Source organism: Agrobacterium sp. fls2-241-TYG-188a (genome assembly GCF_030209845.1).
In genome coordinates, this window is sequence record NZ_JARVRD010000001.1 from 1371888 (window position 1) to 1390923 (window position 19036).

Consider the following 19036-nt stretch of genomic DNA (forward strand, 5'->3'; position numbering starts at 1 on the left):
TCAGATACCTTCGCCGTCACGCACCGAGGCGCGGGCACCGGACAAGCCGCCGACGAATTGTCGGATACGGGAATTGTCGGAATCGTGAAAAATCTCCTTCGGCGAACCGTGGGCCACGACGCGGCCATTTTCGGTAAACACAACCGTGTCGCTGATCTCCTCGGCAAAACGCATTTCGTGGGTCACGAGGATGCTGGTCATGCCATCACGGATGAGGTCGCGGATAACCCACAGAACCTCGCCCACCGTTTCAGGGTCGAGCGCCGATGTAACCTCGTCAAACAGAACGAGTTCCGGCTTCATGGCCAATGCACGGGCAATCGCCACGCGCTGCTGTTGGCCACCGGAAAGCTGGCCGGGATAGGCATCAACCTTTTCAGACAGCCGGACTTTCTCCAGCAATTCGCGCGCAAGTTTCTCGGTCGCCGTGCGGTCGGCACCCAGAATGCGCGTCGGCGCAAGCACGATATTGTCGAGAACGGTCAGATGCGGAAACAGGTTATATTGCTGGAACACGATGCCAACACGCTTGCGAAGTTCAATACGCTCGCTTTCTTTCGTCAGCGTGTCCACCCTTGCCCCCGCCACGGTGATCCTGCCGCTTTGCGGCATGGCCAGCGCGTTGATGCAGCGCAGCAGGGTCGATTTGCCGGAGCCGGAGGGACCGATGATCGAGACGGCGTCACCTTTATTGACGGTGAGATCAATGCCCTTGAGCACCTGCGTATTGCCGAAAGACAGGTGGACGTCTTCAAGTTTCACGATTTCGGAATCGTTCGATGCGGTCATCGTCAAAATCCTTCAGCCCGCGTTGAAACGCTGTTCGAGGCGGCGGGTAAGCCGGGATATCGGGTAGCAGAGCGTGAAAAACGCAGCCATGACGACAACATAGGCAATAATGGTGAAATCAAGCCTGCGTACCGCGGTGCTGGCGTCGGTCGCGGCATGCATCAATTCATGCACGCCCACAAGCGAAGCAAGCGATGTACCCATGGCAATCGAAGACGCGACATTCATCCATGGTGGCAGCGAGCGGCGCACACATTGCGGCAGGATGACGAAACGGAGCGATTGCATGCGGGAAAAGCCAAGCCCCTTGGCCGCTTCCCACTGCGTCGTCGGTATGGAAAGCACGGCACCCCGGGTGATTTCGGCTATGTAGGCGCTGGCAAGAATGGCAAGGCCGATCACCGCCTTGATCCAGTCAGGAAACGCCAGATAGTTGCCGAACAATACGACCTCAAAGGGAAAGATGTAGGTGGTTGCAAAGATCAGAACGAGCGCCGGTGCGTTACGAAAAATCTGGACGTAGATGGCCGCTGGCCAGCGAATGAACCAGTAAGGCGCCAGTTGCATGAGGCCGAGCAAAACACCTGCCGTCGTGCCGATCGTGATCGCGCAGAGTGTGATCAAAATATTCATCAAAAAGCCGGACGCAAGATAGGGAAGCCACGTCACCAGTTCCTTGCCCAGTGTCAGGTCAACAAGGGACCAGACGACAACCAGAAGCGGCATGGCAACGAACCCGGCATAACGCAGAATACCGCTGCTTTCCTTGGGTGCATGGGTCTGTGTCATGCTGATAACCCGTATCCCGGAACGGCCAGCTTTCGCTCCACCCACGAACCGGCGCGGGCGATGAGAAAATTGATCAGGCTGAAAAAGGCGAGAAGGACAATCATCAGCTCAACGACGTTGTCGCGCTGTGTCCATACCATGATGGACGCATAGGTGATTTCACTGACGGCAATGGCATTGCCCACGGTTGTCGATTTGACCAGACTGATCAGCCCGTTGACAATAGCGGGCAGGCAAGCGCGAAACGCCAGCGGTATCTGCACATAACGCAGGATTTCGAACTGGCTGAAGCCCATGCCTCGCGCCGCCTCGATCATCGATGACGGGACAGCCTCAATGCCGCCGCGGATGGCTTCCGCATGCAGCGCCGCGACATGCAGCCCAACTACGGCAACCACCCAGAAAAAGGGAGACAGGGGATTGTGCTGCGCCCCGCCAAACAGGTTGGAGACAAATGTGTTCAGTACGAGAAAGCTGAACATAAGCTGCACAAGTGTCGGCGTGTTGCGGGTCAGCTCAACAAAGGCGCGCACCGGCGCAGACAGCCAAAGCCTGCCTGATGTGAGGCAGCCTGCAAAAATCAATCCGAATACCAGACTGACGGGAATAGTGATGGCGACAAGATAGAGCGTGGTTATGAAACCATCGCGCCAGATCTGCGCCTCATAACCCGTTGCCAGGAATTCATAATTGAGACCAAGCCTGCTCGTCAGGTCGACGAACAGGCTTGTGAAATTCACATCATTCATCAGGATTTACCGCGGGCTTCCGCTCATTGGACGGCAGAAAGCTTCTTGTTCTCTTCTTCCAGATACTTGGTATTGAGCAAGCGGTTTTCCTTCGCCATCTCAAGCAGCTTGCCTGATTTGTGAAGCTTCTTCACAGCGGAATCAAGAGCAGTCTTGGTGTCACTTTCGTCCTTGCGCAGCCAGATCACCGAGTCGGACGGGATCAGCTCAGTTGGAAACGGAATGGCAAAGTCTTTCCACTCGTCTGCACGGTCAACCAGCAGCAAGCCCACCGTGGCGCCGACATGCACCGCTGCAACGCAATTGCCGCCCTGAAGTGCCAGCAGCGATTCAGGCTGGCTTGGCAGAGCCTTTACGATGGCTCCATATTCTTCCGCCAGCGGCTGGGCATAATTCGAACCCTGCGAGATACACACCGGCTTGCCCTTGAGATCAGCCCAATCCTTCAAGCCGCTATCCTTGCGCACGACAGCAGCGCCACCGGCCCGGTCATAAGCGGTTGGCACGTAGTCGAGAATCTTGGCGCGCTCGTCAGTATATTGCATGTTGGCAATGAGGATATCGACTTTGCCCTGCTGCAGAAACTGCACCCGGTTTGGCGGCGTCACAGTGACTGTTTCCAGCTCCACGCCGAGATCCGCGGCCAGCGCTTTCGCGAGGTCCACATTGTAGCCTTTCTGCTCCTGCGACTTTGGATCGATAAATCCAAACGGCGCACCTGAGAGAATAACGCCAACGGTCAGCTTGCCACGACCCTTTATCCGGTCAAGCGTGGCATCCGCAAAAGCCTGAGTGCTCGCCAGTGTTGCAAGCGAAATGGAGACCCCGAAAATAGCTTTAGTAATGGCTTTGGCAAACATCGATGACTCCTCGTTTGCGGCAAACATAGCCAAAGGCGTTATTCGCAGCGAGGAGAGATATTCCAAGAGTGGAACCAAAAAAGAAATAATTTTACATCCTAGGAATGAACTAGGCGTGGTCGAAGGGAGATATCCTAGGCGAGAATGTGATCCAGACGTTCTGAGGTGAGAATGTCGGCTTGGGACTGGCAGGGCGCTGTTCGTCAACTCCTGGCCGTCCAATTTCAGAAGACACGATGGCTATTGATCAACTCCTGGATGCCAGGTCGCGGATGCTCTCCTCTAGAAGGAAATAGCTTGGATGGCAGACTATACCATGCCATTGATGCATGCAGGTCAGAAAATGCATTGACTGCAATTAGCCTGAAATGGGTTGGTCTCGATATTGTTTTCACCAAGCAGGCGGCTAGCTATCCTCTCCGAAATGTATGGCGGGCCGCGTAGATCACTATCGGCAGCTTCGGCCACCTAAAACTCTATCCCTCTGCTACAGCGAATATGCACCAAATCTTCAAAGCTTAAAAATTGCTGTTTCCGACAGTATAGCCGCGCCACCCGCCCCACGTCGTTATGTCTGAGGCTCCTACCAAAGCAATCGGCTCGGCGAGAAAGCCTTTTGCCGTGGTGCCATCTGCAAGGGTTACGGTTCCGATACCAAGCGGGGCGGGTATCGAGGCGACGAAGGTGCCGAAGGCTGCGGGAGCGAGTGCCCAGACTTCAACCTCGATTTCGCCGCCCTCTCCCTCACCGACACGCACCATGCCTGGCTTTGCGGGTGTGGTGCCTGGCAAGGCATAGAGGCGATAACAGCCTTGGGTTCTGGCCGTGCGTTTGAACACGGCGTCTAGCTCTTTGAGCTGATGGTTAAGCGGCATGCCGGACAGATGGGCCCCGACGACGACCAGATCGATCAGTTCGCCGCCGGCTTCGGCCTCAGGCTCAGGCGCGGCGGTGGCTGCAGGTTCGGGCCGCACGGTGGCGCCGAGTGGAAGGCCGCTGGCGCCGTGAAGCGCGCGCGCAACTGTCGCGGTCAAGCCGTCCTTGCCGGAGGGTGCAAGCAGGGTCACGCTGGCTGGCAGACCATCCGGGCGCTTGCCTGTTGGAACCGCAATGCCGCACATGTCGAGCAGGTTGACGAAGTTGGTATAGGTGCCAAGGCGAGAGTTCTCTCGGATCGGTTCTGCCGCAAGCTCAGCTAGCGTATAGTGGCGCGGCGCGGTCGGCACGCAAAGGAGATCGACCGAGGCAATGGCGGGGGCAAGCTTTTTCTTCAGCGCTTGCAAGGCGTAGAACCCGTTGAAGGCTTCCGCTGCGGTGAGAGATTTCGCACCCCTATAGATTTCCCGGGTGACCGGATGGAAGCTTTCTTCTTTTGTATCAAAAAATGATTGCACGGCCGCATAGCGTTCTGCAACCCAAGCGCCCTCGTAAAGAAGATTGGCGGCATCGTAGAAATCGGCAAAAGGCATTTCAACAATATGATGACCGTGCTCTTCAAGCGTTTTCAGTGCATCAGAATAAGCCGCCGCCATAGCCTCATCACCGAAGAATTTCCGATCCTGCAGTGCGGGAACGCCGATCTTCAGCACAGGCGGACTGGACCCATAGCCTTTGGCCGGAAGGTCTTTTGAATAGGCGTCGGTTTCATCCTGTTGGGCCGCAACGGAAAACACCCTCCATGCGTCATCAACCGTAAGCGAAAAGATGGAGACGCAGTCCAGCGTCCGGCAGGCAGGCACGACGCCTGTCGAAGATAGGGCCCCGACGCTGGGTTTTAGCCCAACGATGTTGTTGAGACCCGCCGGAATGCGACCGGAGCCAGCGGTATCGGTGCCGAGCCCGAAGCTGACGATGCCATGGGCCGTCGCCACTGCCGAGCCGGATGACGACCCTCCCGGGACGAGCGTCGGATCGATGGCATTCCTCGGGATCGGATAGGGTGAGCGAACGCCCACGAGTCCGGTGGCGAACTGATCGAGATTGGTCTTGCCGATAACGAGAGCGCCAGCCTCTTTCAATAAACGAACGACGGTCGCGTCTTTATCGGGATGATAGGTGTAGTCAGGGCATCCAGCCGTGGTGGGCATGCCGGCGACATCGATGTTGTCCTTGACAGCAAAGGGAACGCCGAAGAGTGGCTTGGCCGGATCATAGCCCCCCAGTTTTTCCGCCTCAACAATCAGGGATTTTTTGTCGGCCAGATGGAGGAAAATGCCGGGATCGTTTACTTCCGAGATACGGGCAAAAACCGCCTCTATGATCTCGAAAATGCTGCCACCCTGTTGGTAGAAGCTGTGCAGAGAGGTGATATCGAGCGCGGGTGTCGTTCGCATTAAGCCATGTCCTCTTTCAATATTGTCACGGGCCGATCCCACTGGATCAGCACCACGCATCCGCTTGCGCTCCAGACGGAGTGTTCCGTGCCCGGCGCATTGACGATATAACTGCCGTAATCAAAGTCACCCGTCTCGTCAGACTGGATGCCATCCAGCACCAGAATGGTTTCAAGGCCCTCGTGGCGGTGGCGCGGTACCGCTGCGCCGGGCTCGTATTTGAGAAGCGCGACGCCCGGCTGGTCGCCTTCAAAGCGGTGAATCCAGTGGATCGTGACGCCCTCGCGAAAGGCTTCAAAAGGCAGCTGTTTCCATCCGCCCGATGTCAGTGATGGGCGTGTTGTCTCAGGCATGGGAAATCCCCTCCAGAATGTCGTCTATCTTTGTCGTCCAGCCGACAATGGCACCCTGGGCGCGGATCATCGCAATCGTGGCAGCCTTGAAATCGGGGAAGTAGCTTTCCGTCGCATCTTCAGCGAGGATGCACTCGAAACCACGGTCATTTGCTTCCCGCATTGTCGTCTGCACGCAGACCTCGGTCGTTACGCCGGCAAAAACGAGCTGTGTTATGCCCTTGCTTTTCAGCACGTCCCCAAGACCGGTGGCGTAAAATGCCCCCTTGCCCGGTTTTTCGATCACGACCTCGCCTTCGATGGGTGCCAGTTCCGGCAGGATCGCGGTCCCAGGCTCCCCGGCAATCAACACGCGACCCAGCGGGCCGAGATCGCCGATCCTCAGCGAGGGAGTGCCGCGATCGCGCTTGGCAGGGGGAAGGTCGGAAAGGTCGGGGCGATGGCATTCCATCGTGTGGATGACGGGCAGACCAGCTGTGCGGAAGCCTTCGATCAGACGCTTGACGTCAGGAACGATCCTGGCGATTCCGCTCACATCATTGCCAAGGCTCGCCCCGAAGCCTCCGGGGTCTGGAAAGTCGCGCTGCATGTCGATAACGATGAGCGCCATTTCCTTCAGCCGCGCTGGAAAAGCAAAGGGTTGGGCTTTGATTTCGACCATCAGTGATGTCCTGCCATATGAGCGCCGATGACACCGATATCGGCGCCGAGCGCAGGTGTTTCGTAGACCAGCCTGCCTTCCGAGATGACCAGAATGCGATCCGACATTTCCAGCAACTCGTCCAAGTCTTCCGACAACAGCAAAACGGCTGTGCCGGAATTGCGGGCCTTCATGATGCGAGCGCGAATCTCCGCGACTGCCGAGAAGTCGAGGCCAAAGCAGGGATTGGAAACGATGAGGAGATCAACATCCCCTGTGAGTTCACGTGCCAGAACCGCCCGCTGGACGTTGCCACCTGAAAGTGCGGCAATGGGTGACGAGGAGGACGCGGTCTTTACCTTGAAATCGGAAATCAATGCTTTCGCTTTCTCGCGCATATTGCGCCTGTTCAGCCACATGGCGTTTTTGCCATTGGCTTTCAGATCGAAGCTTCGAAATGCCAGGTTTTCGCTCACCGTCATTTTCGGCGCGCACGCGTTCTGTAACGGCTCCTCCGGTATAAAGCGGATATTGTTCTTGCGGGTTTCAGCGCGTGTCGCTCCATAGGTCCCGCCGTTGACGGTGACGCGACCGGTCGTGATCGGTCGCTGTCCGGCGAGAATTTCGCCAAGCTCCTTTTGCCCATTGCCCGAGATTCCAGCGATGCCGACGATCTCGCCGGCACGAACGGCAAGGTGAGCGATGTCGATGGTCTTCAACCCGGAACTATCGGGTGCGGTGATGCCATCGACTTTCAGCACGGGGTCAGCCGTCTCACGCACCGGTCGCCGGCTATCGAGCTCGGCAAGCTTCACATCGCCGATCATCATCTTCGCCATGTCGGCCTTGGACAGATCGCCGATCTTTCCAGTTCCGACGAGTTTGCCGCGCCGCAGGATCGAGACGGAATCGGCAAACTTCGTCACTTCGTGAAATTTGTGGCTGATCATCAGGACCGTCAGTTCGCCTCGCTCGGTCATGCCGCGCACCAGACCCAGCATCTCGTCAGCTTCCGCCGGTGTCAGAACAGACGTCGGCTCGTCCAGCACGAGGAAGGAACGACCGAGATAGAGCTGCTTGACGATTTCGAGCTTCTGCTTTTCACCAGCGGCAAGTTCGCTGACCGGGCGGTCCAGCGGAATACGAAACGGCATACGCTCCATAAAGTTGGAAAGGTCGCGACGCTCTTTCGCCCAGCTGATGACGGCAGGGACTTTCGCGCGGCTGATGACGAGATTTTCAGCACCCGTAAGCGACGGTACCAGCGTGAAATGCTGATAGACCATGCCAAGCCCATAAAGCGCTGCATCCTTGGGAGAAGCGACCGATACCTCTCGACCATTGACGGACAGCGAGCCTGACGTCGCGTGATAAAAGCCCATGATGCATTTGACCAAGGTCGACTTGCCTGCACCGTTTTCTCCAAGAAGAGCGTGGAAGCTGCCAGCGGGTATGTCGATGGAGACGTTATCGAGGGCGGTGAAACTGCCGAAGCGCATCGTCATGGCCAGGGTCTGGATGCCGATGGCGCGGCCAGCCTGTGGAAGGGGCGTATCGCGAATGACGCTCAACTCAACTCTCCTTTTCAACGATGATGGCGACAGGCCCGCCGCCGGGTGGTCCTTGATGTTCGGCACCGCCGGATACATAGAGGTCGGTCATGCCGAAGACGCCTGCCAGTACGCCACCGACGAAGGCGCGCGCATGCCGGGTGCCGGAAATGTCGGAATCGTCCAGCATGGTGTGGCGTTTGCCGCCGACCTTTCCGGAAGGATCAGGCTCTGCCTTGGCAAGGACTGCGGCAATCCTCGCCCTTTCAGGCAAACGGACGCGCGCCGCGCGTACCGAAGCGGTATCGATAGCGCTCTGCATGATCGCATGGTCTATGGCGAAGGGGCCGGACCATCCGTCTGCCATGCCGAGCACAATGATTTCGTGATCCGTCAGCTCGACGCCAGCCGAGGTGGAGGCGCATCCAGAAAACAGATCTTGCCGTGTGCCGATGTCCGCGTCCGCTATGTCGCTGGCTTCGACTTCGTCCAATGCGACTGCGACACCCAGAGCCGAGGCTCCGCGTGAAAGCCCCATGGATTTCAGCGTGTCACGCGTTGCAACAGTCTCTCCGCCTTCTTGCGCCTCTTCAATGCGGCGAAGGGTAAGCAGCGGGCACTTGATCTGAACGAAATGAACGTCTGCGATATTGTCGATACCGGCATCGCGCATGGCGGCGCGCACGCCTTCTGCCACCATCGTCACCTGTTCGCGTCGACCAAGATGGTGGAAGGGAAGGTGCGGTGTGCGCGATGTGCCGATGGCAAGCGCCCGCTCGCCCGAGGCGTTGACCGCCTCGCGGGTGAAAATCGTCCAGTGCGGCGATAGCGCGCCTTCCGTGCCGCCCGACATGACGGTTGTTACGCCTTCGATCCCGTAGCGGCGAAAAAGCCCTTCGAAACTCTGGCTGGCATAACCGCGACTGAAATCATTGACGCAGCCATTGCCTTCGGTCTTGCCAAGGACCGCGACGATGGTTCTCGGATCGAGGCCCCGTGCAATCAGGGCTTCGACGCCGGAGACGTCATCGGGTCCGTCTGCGGCAACGCGATAGACATGGGCACGCATGGACGGCATCAGGGAAGTGCCTCCACCAGCGTTTTGGAATTGGAGACCGCGCCAAAGACACCGCCTTGCATCTTCACCATCTTGATGGCTGCTAGATGATTGCCGTAGTCGGTCGCGCCGCAGCAATCCTCCAGCAGCAGGCATTCAAAGCCGCGATCATTCGCCTCGCGCATGGTGGTGGAGACGCAAACATCAGTGGTGATGCCGGTGAGAATAAGGTTTTCGATGCGCTTCTGGTGCAAGATCAGTTCAAGATCCGTGGCGCAGAAGGAGCCCTTGCCGGGCTTGTCGATGATCGTCTCACCCTCGACCGGGTAGAGTTCCGGAATGATATCCCAGCCCGGTTCGCCACGTGTTAGAATGCGCCCACAGGGTCCGGCATCACCAATGCCAGCACCGATGCGCTGCGAGCGCCAGCGCTTGTTGGCCGGAAGGTCGGCGAGGTCAGGCCTGTGCCCCTCGCGGGTGTGGATGACGTGATAGCCCTTGGCCCGCATGGCGGCGAGCACCGACTTGATCGGCTGGATAGGCGCCTGCACCATGGCCAGATTATAGCCCATGTGATCGACATAACCGCCCTTGCCGCAAAAGTCAGTCTGCATGTCGATGATGACAAGCGCGGTATTGTCCGGCCTCAAGGCCCCGTTATAGGGCCAAGGATAGGGATCGGCAGCGATATAATGCCCTGCGGTTTCAACCTTCGCATCCATGATGTCTCTCCTATTTGTCAGCCGGTTTTGAGATTTTTCCATAAAGCCTTGTGGGCTTTTCAAAGCCGCAGGAGGTGCCATCCGTCACCTTCACGGCATCTTCGTAGGGAAGGCGGTATTGCCCGGCGATGAGGTCGTGCATGTAGGTATAGGGCGCGTCCTGCGCGCCGCCCGCCACGGCCACATATCCGCGATGGCCAAACTGGTAGATGTTGTTTTCCACGCCCCAGCCAAGACGAGCCTCGCGCACGAGATCGGGCCGGACCTCAGCGGTAATGATCTCGTTGACGCGACCGGAGGTGCCATGGGCGATGATGGAGCCGTCGAAATTGCAGATCATGCCTTCACCCATGGAGTCGAAAGTACCATCGGTGCCGCACATGCAGACATTGGCTGTGACCATCAGATTGCAGAAGGCGTTGGACTGGTTGGTAAAGCGCCAGCTCTCACGGATCGGTGCCGTATAACCTGCCGTGCGGATCATGATTTCCGCACCCTTATAGGCGCATTCCCGGGCCATTTCCGGGAACATGCCGTCGTGGCAGATGATGAGCGCCAGCTTGGCACCCTTCGGCCCGTCGATGACAGGAATGCCGAGATCGCCCGGTTCCCATGGCTCGACCGGCACCCAGGGGTGCATCTTGCGATAATAGAGTTTCAACTCTCCGGTATCATCGATGACGATGCCGGAATTGTAGGGCATACCGCCGGGGTTCAGCTCCATAATGGAAAAACAGCCCCAGATCGCATTGTCGCGGCACGCCTGTTGGAAGGCTGCGACTTCCGGGCCATCCAGCGTGCACATGATGTCGGGATTGATATCCATCGACAGGCCATGCAGGGCGTATTCCGGAAACACGACGAGGTCCATGCCCGGCTGGTTGCGCCGCGCCTTGGCAACGAGATCGACGATGACCTGTGTTTGGGCGGCAAGATCCGCCTTCGTCACCGTGACGGGCAGTTGCAGCTGGACAAGGCCGATGCCGACACCATGGTCGGATTTGTTGAGGCCACCAAGACCATTCATATTCGTCTTCCTTATTTTGTCAGCGATAACGCACCCGGCGCCCCGGCCATGGACCGGACAGGCGAGGATGTGGCGATCAGAATGGCAAGCGTCAGCACGTAAGGGGCGGCGTAAAACAGGTAATAGCCCTGGGTGACGCCCACCGATTGCAGTGCCGGGCCCAGCGCACCCGCGCCGCCGAAGAGAAGGGAGGCAAGGAAACAGCCGATGGGGTTCCAGCGGGCGAAAATGACCAGCGCGACGGCCATGAGGCCCTGACCGGACGAAATGCCTTCGTTCCACGTGCCGGGGTAAAACAGCGACAGATAGGCGCCGCCAATGGCCGCCAATGCGCCACCCGCTGCCGTCGCCAGCAACCGCACGTGATCCGGGTTGATGCCCATGGCGCGGGCCGCATCGGTACTATCGCCGACAACGCGCAGGATGAGGCCGGTCTTCGTGTTCTTGAAAGCCCAATGGAGGAAGAGGGCAAGTGCTGCGCCGACGAAGAACAGGACGTTGATATTGAGAGCCGCCTGTACCTGACCGAGCGACGACCACCCGCCGAGCGGGATCGAAGGCAGCTTCGGTGCGACCGGCTGGATAAAGGACTTGCCGAGAAAGAAGGCCAGCCCGAGCCCGAATTGCATCATTGCAATGCCAATAGCGATATCGTTGACCTTCGGAAACTTGCAGATCCAGCCGTGCAGCAGACCGAAAACTGCACCAGCGGCCATGGCGGCGAGAACGCCGAGCCACGCCGATCCGGTCATGACAGCCACGCCATAGGCAGTCATGGCGCTGAAGACGAGCGTGCCTTCCAGCCCGAGATTGATGCGGCCGGATCGTTCGGTGATTGTCTCACCAAGGCTGACGAAGATGAAGGGCGTCGAGACCCGGATTGCGCCCGCGAGGATCGCAAGGGGGACACCCCACATGCCGATACCGGTGTCGTCCATCGTCAACTCCTTTTCCACAGATCGGGATTGAAGACCTTGAAGCGGCCGTAAGACATCTCGCAGAACAGGATGACGACGAAGAGCGTCCCCTGAAGCACCAGAACGGTGGCATCCGGCAGGCCCATGCGCCGCTGGATCAGGCCGCCAGAGGCATCGAGGCCGCCCAGGAGGATCGCAACCGGTATGATGGCCAGCGGATTGTGGCGGGCCAGAAAGGCGACAAGGATGCCGGTGTAGCCATAACCGGCGGCAATTGTCGCATTGGCGCTACCTTGCACCGCTGCCACCTCGATCATGCCTGCAAGACCTGCAAAAGAGCCTGCCAGTGCCGTGAAACCGAAGATCAGTTTGCCGACCGGCAGCCCCTGAATTTGTGCAGCACGCACATTGCCGCCAGCGATGCGTGCGGCAAAACCGACGCTTGTCACCTCGATGAGAACCCATGAGACGATGCAGGCAACGATGCCGATGACGAGTCCCCAGTGAACATCCATGCCGGGAATGTCTCCCATCATGTACTCAGCAGGCAGCGGTGCAGTCGAAGGTTTGTTGAGACTTGCCGGGTCGCGCAACGGCCCTTCAACAAGCTGATTCATTAGTGCGATAGCGATATAGGCCAGAAGCAGTGAGGAAATCGTTTCGTTGACGCCCCTGTAGTGACGCAGAAAGCCCGCAAAGCCGATCCAGAGGCCACCCATCGCCATGGACGCTAACGCCATCGCCGCGATTACCATGGTGGGCGATGCTGTGCCGACAAGCGGCAAAGCCGCCGCTGCTGCTGCCACGCCGCCCAGAACGACGGCACCTTCACCACCGATGATGATCAGGCCGAGCCGCGCAGGCAGGGCGACACACAGGGCTGTCAAAAGCAGAGGTGCCGCGCGACTGAGGCTGTTTTGAACCGAAAACCAACTGCCGAAACCGCCGGTATACATCAGCTGAAACAGCATGAGCGGTGATTTGCCCACTGCGAGAATGAAAAGCGAGAAAAGCGCCAGCCCCACGGCCACCGCGCCGACCGTGATCGCCGCGGGCTCGGCACGCCGCGCCAACCACGCGAGAAGTGGCCGCAGCGCGGAGGGATGGTCAGACGCAATGGCCAAGGCCCGGTTGTTTGCCTTTGAGGTCATGGTGCTTTCCCCGCTCGTGCCAATCAGGAGGTGGAGCCGATAACGCCCTCAACGAGGTAAGCCATGCTTTCCAGCTCGATGGCATCTTCGGCATAGGCTTTTCCAGCACCGACAACCTCATTGCCCTTGTTGTCCTTGAGCGGACCCTTGAAGACGGAGAACTTGCCGGTCTTGATCTCGGCGAGCGTCGCTTCAAATTGCGTGCGCGCTTTCTCGGACACGCCGGGACCTAGCGGGCTCATCTTGACAAAGCCGTCCTTGATGCCGCCCCGCACGAAGTTGCCCAGCGGCTCGCCGTCCTGCGCCTGCTTGACGAATTTGCTGTAGACATTGCCCCAGTTCCATTCCGCGCCCGTCAGATATTTTTCGGGAGCGAGCGGACTTTGGTTGGCATGATACCCGCAAACAAAGGCGCCTCGACCGGCTGCCGTTTCAACGACGACTTTCGGGCTATCCACGTGGCAGGTGATCACATCTGCACCCTGGTCCACCAAAGCATTGGTGGCTTCTGCCTCCTTCACGGCCAACGACCACTCGCCTGTGAAAATCACCTGGCAGGTAATCGCTGGATCAACGGAGCGTGCGCCCAGAAGAAAGGAGTTGATATTCTGGACCACCTGCGGGATTGGCTTTGCCGCAACGAAGCCGATCTTCTTGCTTTTGGTGGCGTGACCGGCAGCAACACCGTTCAGATATTGTCCCTGGCTGATATAGCCGAAATAGGATCCAGTGTTTTTCGGGTGCTTTCCCTCCTGCCACAGACCGCCGCAATGGCGAAACTGGACATCGGGATATTTGGCGGCCATGGCCAGCATATGCGGGTCGAAATAACCGAAGGACGTCGGGAAGAGGAGCGTGGCACCGTCGAGATTGATCATCGACTCCATGGTCTTTTGAACGTCGACGGTCTCTGGAACATTCTCTTCCTCAATCAGGGTGATGCCCGGCATCGCCCTGATGATGGCAGCACCTTCGGCGTGGGCCTGATTATAGCCATAGTCATCTTTTGGGCCGACATAAATAAAGCCGACCGTGAGTGCGGTTTGTGCTGAGGCCTTGGCACCAAGAAAGCCCGGAGCCAGACCGGCGACAGCGCCGGCAACCGATGTCTGAAGGAAGTGGCGGCGATTGATAGGCAGGAATTTGGTCATCGAGATGCTCCCTGGGGCTACGGCGAGTTTTGTACGCATCAAAGTGTATGCAATGCGCATGCCAGATTCCAAGGCACTGAAATATATCGATATATTTCTTCGTATCGCTGCAAGCATAAAAAGTGCATACAGATTAAGCATGCCTGAAGATGAATAAATGTGCGTCACAGCCTTCAGGCAATCCGCTATTCCAGCTGTGTGTGGTCCAGCCGGATGGTGTGGTTTTTGCATGCAACTTCACATACGCCCGCACCGGATTTGACATCGCAGGTCGCGGGCGTCATCTGTATGCCATGAGGGAAAGCAGGCGGAATTCGTGAAACAGGTCAGACGCAGAGAGGTCATTCGGACCGGAACAACCGTGGAGCAGATGACGCGCTCGATTGCTGACATGATCGTTACGGGCAAGATGCCGCCAGGTACGAAACTGGATGAGGGCTCGCTGGCAGCACGTTTTGAAGTATCAAGAACACCTGTGCGCGAGGCGTTAAGAGAGCTGGGTGCGATGGGGCTGGTGGAACGCGAACCGAACCGCAGTGCTGTCGTGACGAATGTCACAGGCGCCTATCTTCACTCCATGTTCGAGGCGATGGCCGAACTGGAGGCAATTTGTGCCCGGCTTTGCGCGGAGAGAATGACCTCTGACGAACGGCACGCTCTGGCAACCGAGCACCGCCAATCACAACGCCTCGTTGCCGAAGCTGCCGAGGAAGACTATGCCGCTTACAATACTGAATTCCACAACCGTCTCTATCGTGGCGCACACAACGACCACATCGCCGAGATGGTCATGCAAACCCGCGCGCGGCTCGCCCCCTTCCGCCGCGCCCAATTCCGCCTGCAGGGTCGACTCCGCAAGTCTTATGAGGAGCACGAGGAAATCGTAAACGCCATTCTTCGGCAAGACAGCTTGGAAGCGGGCAAATCGGCATATCAGCACGTTTCTATAGTTAGCGATGCAAGCCTTATCTTCGTCGCCCACTAGCGGAATGTGTTGTGTGATCGGAAACCTCTAGCAGGCCTTTTACAAACTCGCAGAATTTGGAAATGGCCAAGATCGGGGCTTCCAGCCCTCCAAAAAGGCGCGCCGAATCATCACCGGGCTCGAAGCGATGTTGTGGCTGCAGAAAGGCTTCGGCTTTTCCGGCGACTGGACCGTCAACGATCAAAGCGATCTGCTCGCGAGCCTCTTCGGACATTAAAAGGTCAACGAGGCATAAATGCTGCGTGGTTATCGGCTCATTGCGCCCTATCGCCAGCTTTGCGACACGCCCATTCAGAATTATGGCTACACTCCGCTACATCGCGAGCAAAATTTTCAACGTAGTGGCCAACAGCTAGTTAACCGACAAAATACGTGGCAAGACGCTGCTCCTCCCGGCTTGGCAAGTGGGTGCAGGGGCCGGAAGGAGCTGGGATGGAGAGGATGCCTTAGAACCTCACACGCAGATTTGCCAGGACGCTGTTCTGCCACGCATGTGACGCGAACTGGCCCTTGTAGGAAAGGGAGAAATCTGCATCGTCCCGCAGAGGCACATTCAGCCCGGCTTCCAGAAGCGCTGTGTCGCCAGCAATGGGGACGCCCGTCACGGTAAACGCATCAGACCCGTCAAAGGCGTGGGTTGCCGAAGAGGTGGTATCGCCTTCCGCATGGCGCCAGCCCAATCCTGCATGCAACCGGCCGGTCTTGTCACCGAGTTGCAGGGGCGTATCCATTCGGGCACCAAGGGTGCTGTAGATCACCTGCTGGTTGCTTTTTTCTCCATGAAGCCCGGCGGTTCCATTCTCATCATAGGCGTCCGTATGAAGGTTCACGTAAGCCAGCCCGACATAAGGCTCGTATGTGGTGGTCCCATCCGTGATGACATAAGCCGCTTCACCAAAGGCCTGCATAGCTCGGGCGTCGTAGGCTGCCCTGTTGTTCTCCTCAAAGCCTGAGAAGCTGGAATTGCGATTGGTGTCGATTGTGTGCCAGCTATTGCTGAGGCCCATGCGCAGGGCAAGCTTGCCTACCTGTGTGCCGGCATAGGTTCCAACGGTGTAGCTATCCATGTCGGCGCTTGAGGCGCGATCATCAAGTGTGTCACGGGACTTTCCATAGCCTGCCGCGATGCCGACGCGCCAGTCGCCGGGCAGCGATGCGTCACCACCGATAATCAATCCGCCTGTCGAAGTTTGAAGTCTGGCCGCGTTCGGGCTGTCGCCACCGGTTTTGCCCCAGGCGCCGTAGCCGGACGACCAGAAGCCTTCGTCCCAGTCATTCCTAGCCCCACGCAGGCGCGCCGTCATGGCATCCCGCACATAACTGCTGTCTTCCAATATCGCCGTTTTCAGGCTGGCATGGATTTCGCCGCTCAGCATGTCGAAAGCGCTCGCGGCCTCATTATCCGACAGCATCAACAGTTTGTTGTAGAGTGCAAGCGAAGAGCCAGACTGCGTCAGCGTTTCGAGTGCCTGCCCCGTGGCCCGCTGATTTGGCGTATAGCCGACGTCTGCGAAGCTTCCGACCTTGGTGATTATCAGCTCGACCCCTGTTGCCGTGTAATCGAGCTGTAGCTGGAGAAAGCTAGAACTGGTCGTCACACCATCAAAGGTGCCTGTCAGATTCGTGTCGGACGAAAGGATGGTATAGGTCTGACCCGAGACATAGCTGCTCTTTGAATCCAGCGTTGTGACGACGACGGTGCCGTCGACACTCACGTCTCCGGTTGCGGTTACCAGATCGCTGGTGCCGTTGCCTGCGATATCCACGAGGAAGGTGGAGCCATCATCTAGCTGGAGCGTGCCGTCAACCGTGAGCGTACCGATACTGTTGCCGCCTGCCGAAAGTATGCCGCCGGAGTTGATGACGGTACTGCCGACTGTTCCGGCGCCTGAAAGCGTGGCGCCACTTCTGACCGTTGTGTTTCCACCAATAATGCCGTCAACTTGGAAGACGCCGCTGTCGATAAAGATATTGCCGCTATAGCCTGCGCTGTTGCCGGTCAGCACAGTCGTGCCGGTGCCTGACTGCGTAAAGGTCCCATTTCCGCTCATCGAGTTGCCGAGCGTCAGCCTACCGCTTCTGTTGACGACAAGCGCGCTGTTGTTGACCAAATTGTCCGCGCCGAGCGTGCCTGTCGTGCCGCCATTTCCGATCTGCAGCGTACCGGAAGAGATGGTCGTGGTGCCCGCATAGCTGTTGCCGCCGGTTAGAATGGTGGTGCCGGTTCCAGCCTGGGTGAGCGTGCCCGTGCCGCTGATCGAGCTACCAATAGTTAGACTGTCGCTGCGATTGATGACGAGGGCGCTGTCATTGACCACATCGCCATTGCCGAGCGTGCCCGAGGTACCGCCATTGCCGACTTGCAGTGTCCCGGAGGAAATAGTTGTCGTGCCGGTATAGCTGTTGTTCCCGCTCAAAATGGTGGTGCCGGTGCCAGCCTGGGTCAGGTTACCGGTTCCGCTCATATTATTGTTCATTGAGACCGTGTTGCTTCTATTGACGCCCAGCGTGCCGTCATTGACGACATTGCCGGTGCCGAGGCTGCCTGTCGTACCGCCATTGCCGAGCTGCAATGTGGCGCCAGAAGAAATCGCGGTGGTTCCTGTGTAACTATTGTTAGCGCTAAAAACGATTGCGGATGTGCCGCCGCTGACGGCCACTGTTCCTGAACCGGAGATGATGCCGGATGCCTCAAGCGCTTGTCCTGTGCTGGTGTCGAAGGTCAGCGCAGAGGCGTTCCCCAGCACGATTGCGTTGGTTAAATTCATACCGCTGTTGAGCGCAGCGATGGTGCCGCCGCTGCTGTTGGCAAATTCAATATTGCCCGTAATGGCCGAGCCCGTGAGCAATTCAAGCCGATTTCCTGTACCGTTGAACAGGATGGCGTTGGCACGCGTCGCACCATTGCCGGACATGCCGCCCGAAATGCTGCCGCTATTGGTGATCGTATCGTCGCCATAGGTGATGATGCCCACACCGCCAGCCATGCTGCTGAAGCTGCTTAATCCGCCATTGCCGCCGCTTATGTTGCCGCTGTTTATAATTGTGTTGTTGCCCCCCATCAGGTCGATACCGGCACCACCAGTGCCGCTATAGCTAGCCCGGCTGCCATCCGGCGTGCCGCTTGAGCCACCTGCGCCGCCTGAGCCACCTGTGATGTTGCCAGTGTTGGTGACGGTCGTATTGCTGCCCGCGACCAGCAAACCGTCACCGCCGCCACCGCCACCTCCGGCATAGCCACTACTACCATTTCCTCCATCACCGCCGGTCAGTGTGCCCGCATTGCCAATGGTTGCTCCTGCAATGTTGGAGACCAGCGCGGCACCACCGCCACCGCCGCCGCCGCCGCCACTGTGGGACGCGCCGCCATCACCGCCATTGCCACCAGAAACGTTGACGCCCGAACTGACCGTGATGCTGGCGCTGCCTGCCTGCAGACCTGCGCCACCGCCACCGCCGCCGCCGCTGCTATAACTGACACTTGCTGCCCCATCACCACCATCGCCACCAGTAATATCACTGGTCACGGCAATGGATGGGCCGGTCGCAACGCTTCCCGCCGCGCCACCACTGCCTCCGGCTGCGCCGACAGCGCTGGTGCCGCCATTGCCACCTGCGCCATTGCTGCTTGAGGACGTGTTGTTCGTGATGGTTCCGGAGCCGTTGTTGTCGCCACCGGCACCGCCGTGACCGTTTCCGGCTCCCCCTATCCCGCCATATATCGTCATGACGGCACCGCCAGCCGCGTCTGCCGCCAAGCCGGTCTGTGGAAGCGCAAGCGTGGAGCCAAAGACTGCGATGGCTAGAGGGGATGCCACAAGGCGCAAGCCGACATGGCCGCTGTGGGCGAGCGCCGCTTTTTCGGCGCGTGATTTAGCGTGATCGGTGCGGGAGGGTGTGTCTTTGCCGCGGGTCTCACTTTTTTCGCTCTTCATGCCATGCTTTCCATGCTTCAATTTCGCT

At 58.3% G+C, this 19036-nt stretch carries 16 protein-coding genes and 1 pseudogene; 2 read left to right on the top strand and 15 right to left on the bottom strand.

Going from position 1 to position 19036, the window contains the following annotated elements:
* The 14 genes from QRN85_RS05870 to QRN85_RS05935 form a co-directional block, all read right to left on the bottom strand.
* Positions 1-789 (bottom strand): amino acid ABC transporter ATP-binding protein, encoded by a 789-nt coding sequence (locus QRN85_RS05870; protein WP_113170720.1) that lies wholly within the window; start codon positions 787-789, stop codon positions 1-3.
* A gap of 12 nt (positions 790-801) precedes the next feature.
* A complete protein-coding gene (locus QRN85_RS05875) occupies positions 802-1515 on the bottom strand; it encodes an amino acid ABC transporter permease (protein ID WP_284757236.1) in 714 nt (237 codons plus the stop codon).
* A gap of 59 nt (positions 1516-1574) precedes the next feature.
* Complete coding sequence (locus QRN85_RS05880) at positions 1575-2327, bottom strand: amino acid ABC transporter permease (protein WP_113098839.1); 753 nt, start codon at positions 2325-2327, stop codon at positions 1575-1577.
* A gap of 23 nt (positions 2328-2350) precedes the next feature.
* Entirely contained in the window at positions 2351-3187 is an 837-nt protein-coding gene (locus QRN85_RS05885; protein WP_113170762.1) for a transporter substrate-binding domain-containing protein, read from the bottom strand.
* Positions 3188-3705: 518 nt separating this feature from the next.
* Positions 3706-5520 (bottom strand): allophanate hydrolase, encoded by a 1815-nt coding sequence (gene atzF / locus QRN85_RS05890; RefSeq protein ID WP_113170722.1) that lies wholly within the window; start codon positions 5518-5520, stop codon positions 3706-3708.
* Positions 5520-5873 carry a cupin domain-containing protein gene (locus QRN85_RS05895; RefSeq protein ID WP_113170723.1) on the bottom strand — a complete coding sequence of 118 codons (354 nt, stop codon included), beginning with the start codon at positions 5871-5873 and terminating at the stop codon, positions 5520-5522. The genes atzF and QRN85_RS05895 overlap by 1 nt, the downstream gene beginning before the upstream one ends.
* The gene (locus QRN85_RS05900) at positions 5866-6534 is read right to left on the bottom strand and encodes a cysteine hydrolase family protein (RefSeq protein ID WP_284756873.1); all 669 of its coding nucleotides are present in this window, start codon (positions 6532-6534) and stop codon (positions 5866-5868) included. The genes QRN85_RS05895 and QRN85_RS05900 overlap by 8 nt, the downstream gene beginning before the upstream one ends.
* Positions 6534-8084, bottom strand: coding sequence for an ABC transporter ATP-binding protein (locus QRN85_RS05905; protein WP_113170725.1), 1551 nt, complete (start codon positions 8082-8084; stop codon positions 6534-6536). Before QRN85_RS05905 ends, QRN85_RS05900 begins: the two co-directional genes overlap by 1 nt.
* Position 8085: 1 nt before the next feature.
* A complete protein-coding gene (atzD, locus tag QRN85_RS05910) occupies positions 8086-9141 on the bottom strand; it encodes a cyanuric acid amidohydrolase (protein ID WP_113170726.1) in 1056 nt (351 codons plus the stop codon).
* Entirely contained in the window at positions 9141-9842 is a 702-nt protein-coding gene (biuH, locus tag QRN85_RS05915; protein ID WP_113170727.1) for a biuret amidohydrolase, read from the bottom strand. Before biuH ends, atzD begins: the two co-directional genes overlap by 1 nt.
* Before the next feature lie 10 nt (positions 9843-9852).
* The gene (locus QRN85_RS05920) at positions 9853-10869 is read right to left on the bottom strand and encodes a formamidase (RefSeq protein ID WP_113170728.1); all 1017 of its coding nucleotides are present in this window, start codon (positions 10867-10869) and stop codon (positions 9853-9855) included.
* An 11-nt stretch (positions 10870-10880) separates the two neighbouring features.
* Positions 10881-11807 (bottom strand): ABC transporter permease, encoded by a 927-nt coding sequence (locus QRN85_RS05925; protein ID WP_284756868.1) that lies wholly within the window; start codon positions 11805-11807, stop codon positions 10881-10883.
* 2 nt (positions 11808-11809) lie between these two features.
* A complete protein-coding gene (locus tag QRN85_RS05930; RefSeq protein WP_113170730.1) occupies positions 11810-12937 on the bottom strand; it encodes an ABC transporter permease in 1128 nt (375 codons plus the stop codon).
* 23 nt (positions 12938-12960) lie between these two features.
* Positions 12961-14088: a BMP family ABC transporter substrate-binding protein gene (locus tag QRN85_RS05935; protein WP_113092190.1), complete on the bottom strand. Its 1128-nt coding sequence runs from the start codon at positions 14086-14088 to the stop codon at positions 12961-12963.
* 316 nt (positions 14089-14404) lie between these two features.
* Between QRN85_RS05935 and QRN85_RS05940 the strand changes: the two genes are divergently transcribed.
* The gene (locus QRN85_RS05940) at positions 14405-15073 is read left to right on the top strand and encodes a GntR family transcriptional regulator (RefSeq protein ID WP_284756864.1); all 669 of its coding nucleotides are present in this window, start codon (positions 14405-14407) and stop codon (positions 15071-15073) included.
* Positions 15074-15167: 94 nt separating this feature from the next.
* A pseudogene (locus QRN85_RS05945) lies at positions 15168-15290 on the top strand (IS6 family transposase); the annotation flags it as partial.
* A 229-nt stretch (positions 15291-15519) separates the two neighbouring features.
* Here the strand turns inward: QRN85_RS05945 and QRN85_RS05950 are convergent.
* Complete coding sequence (locus QRN85_RS05950) at positions 15520-19008, bottom strand: autotransporter outer membrane beta-barrel domain-containing protein (RefSeq protein WP_162734077.1); 3489 nt, start codon at positions 19006-19008, stop codon at positions 15520-15522.
* Between the last annotated feature and the right edge of the window lie 28 nt (positions 19009-19036).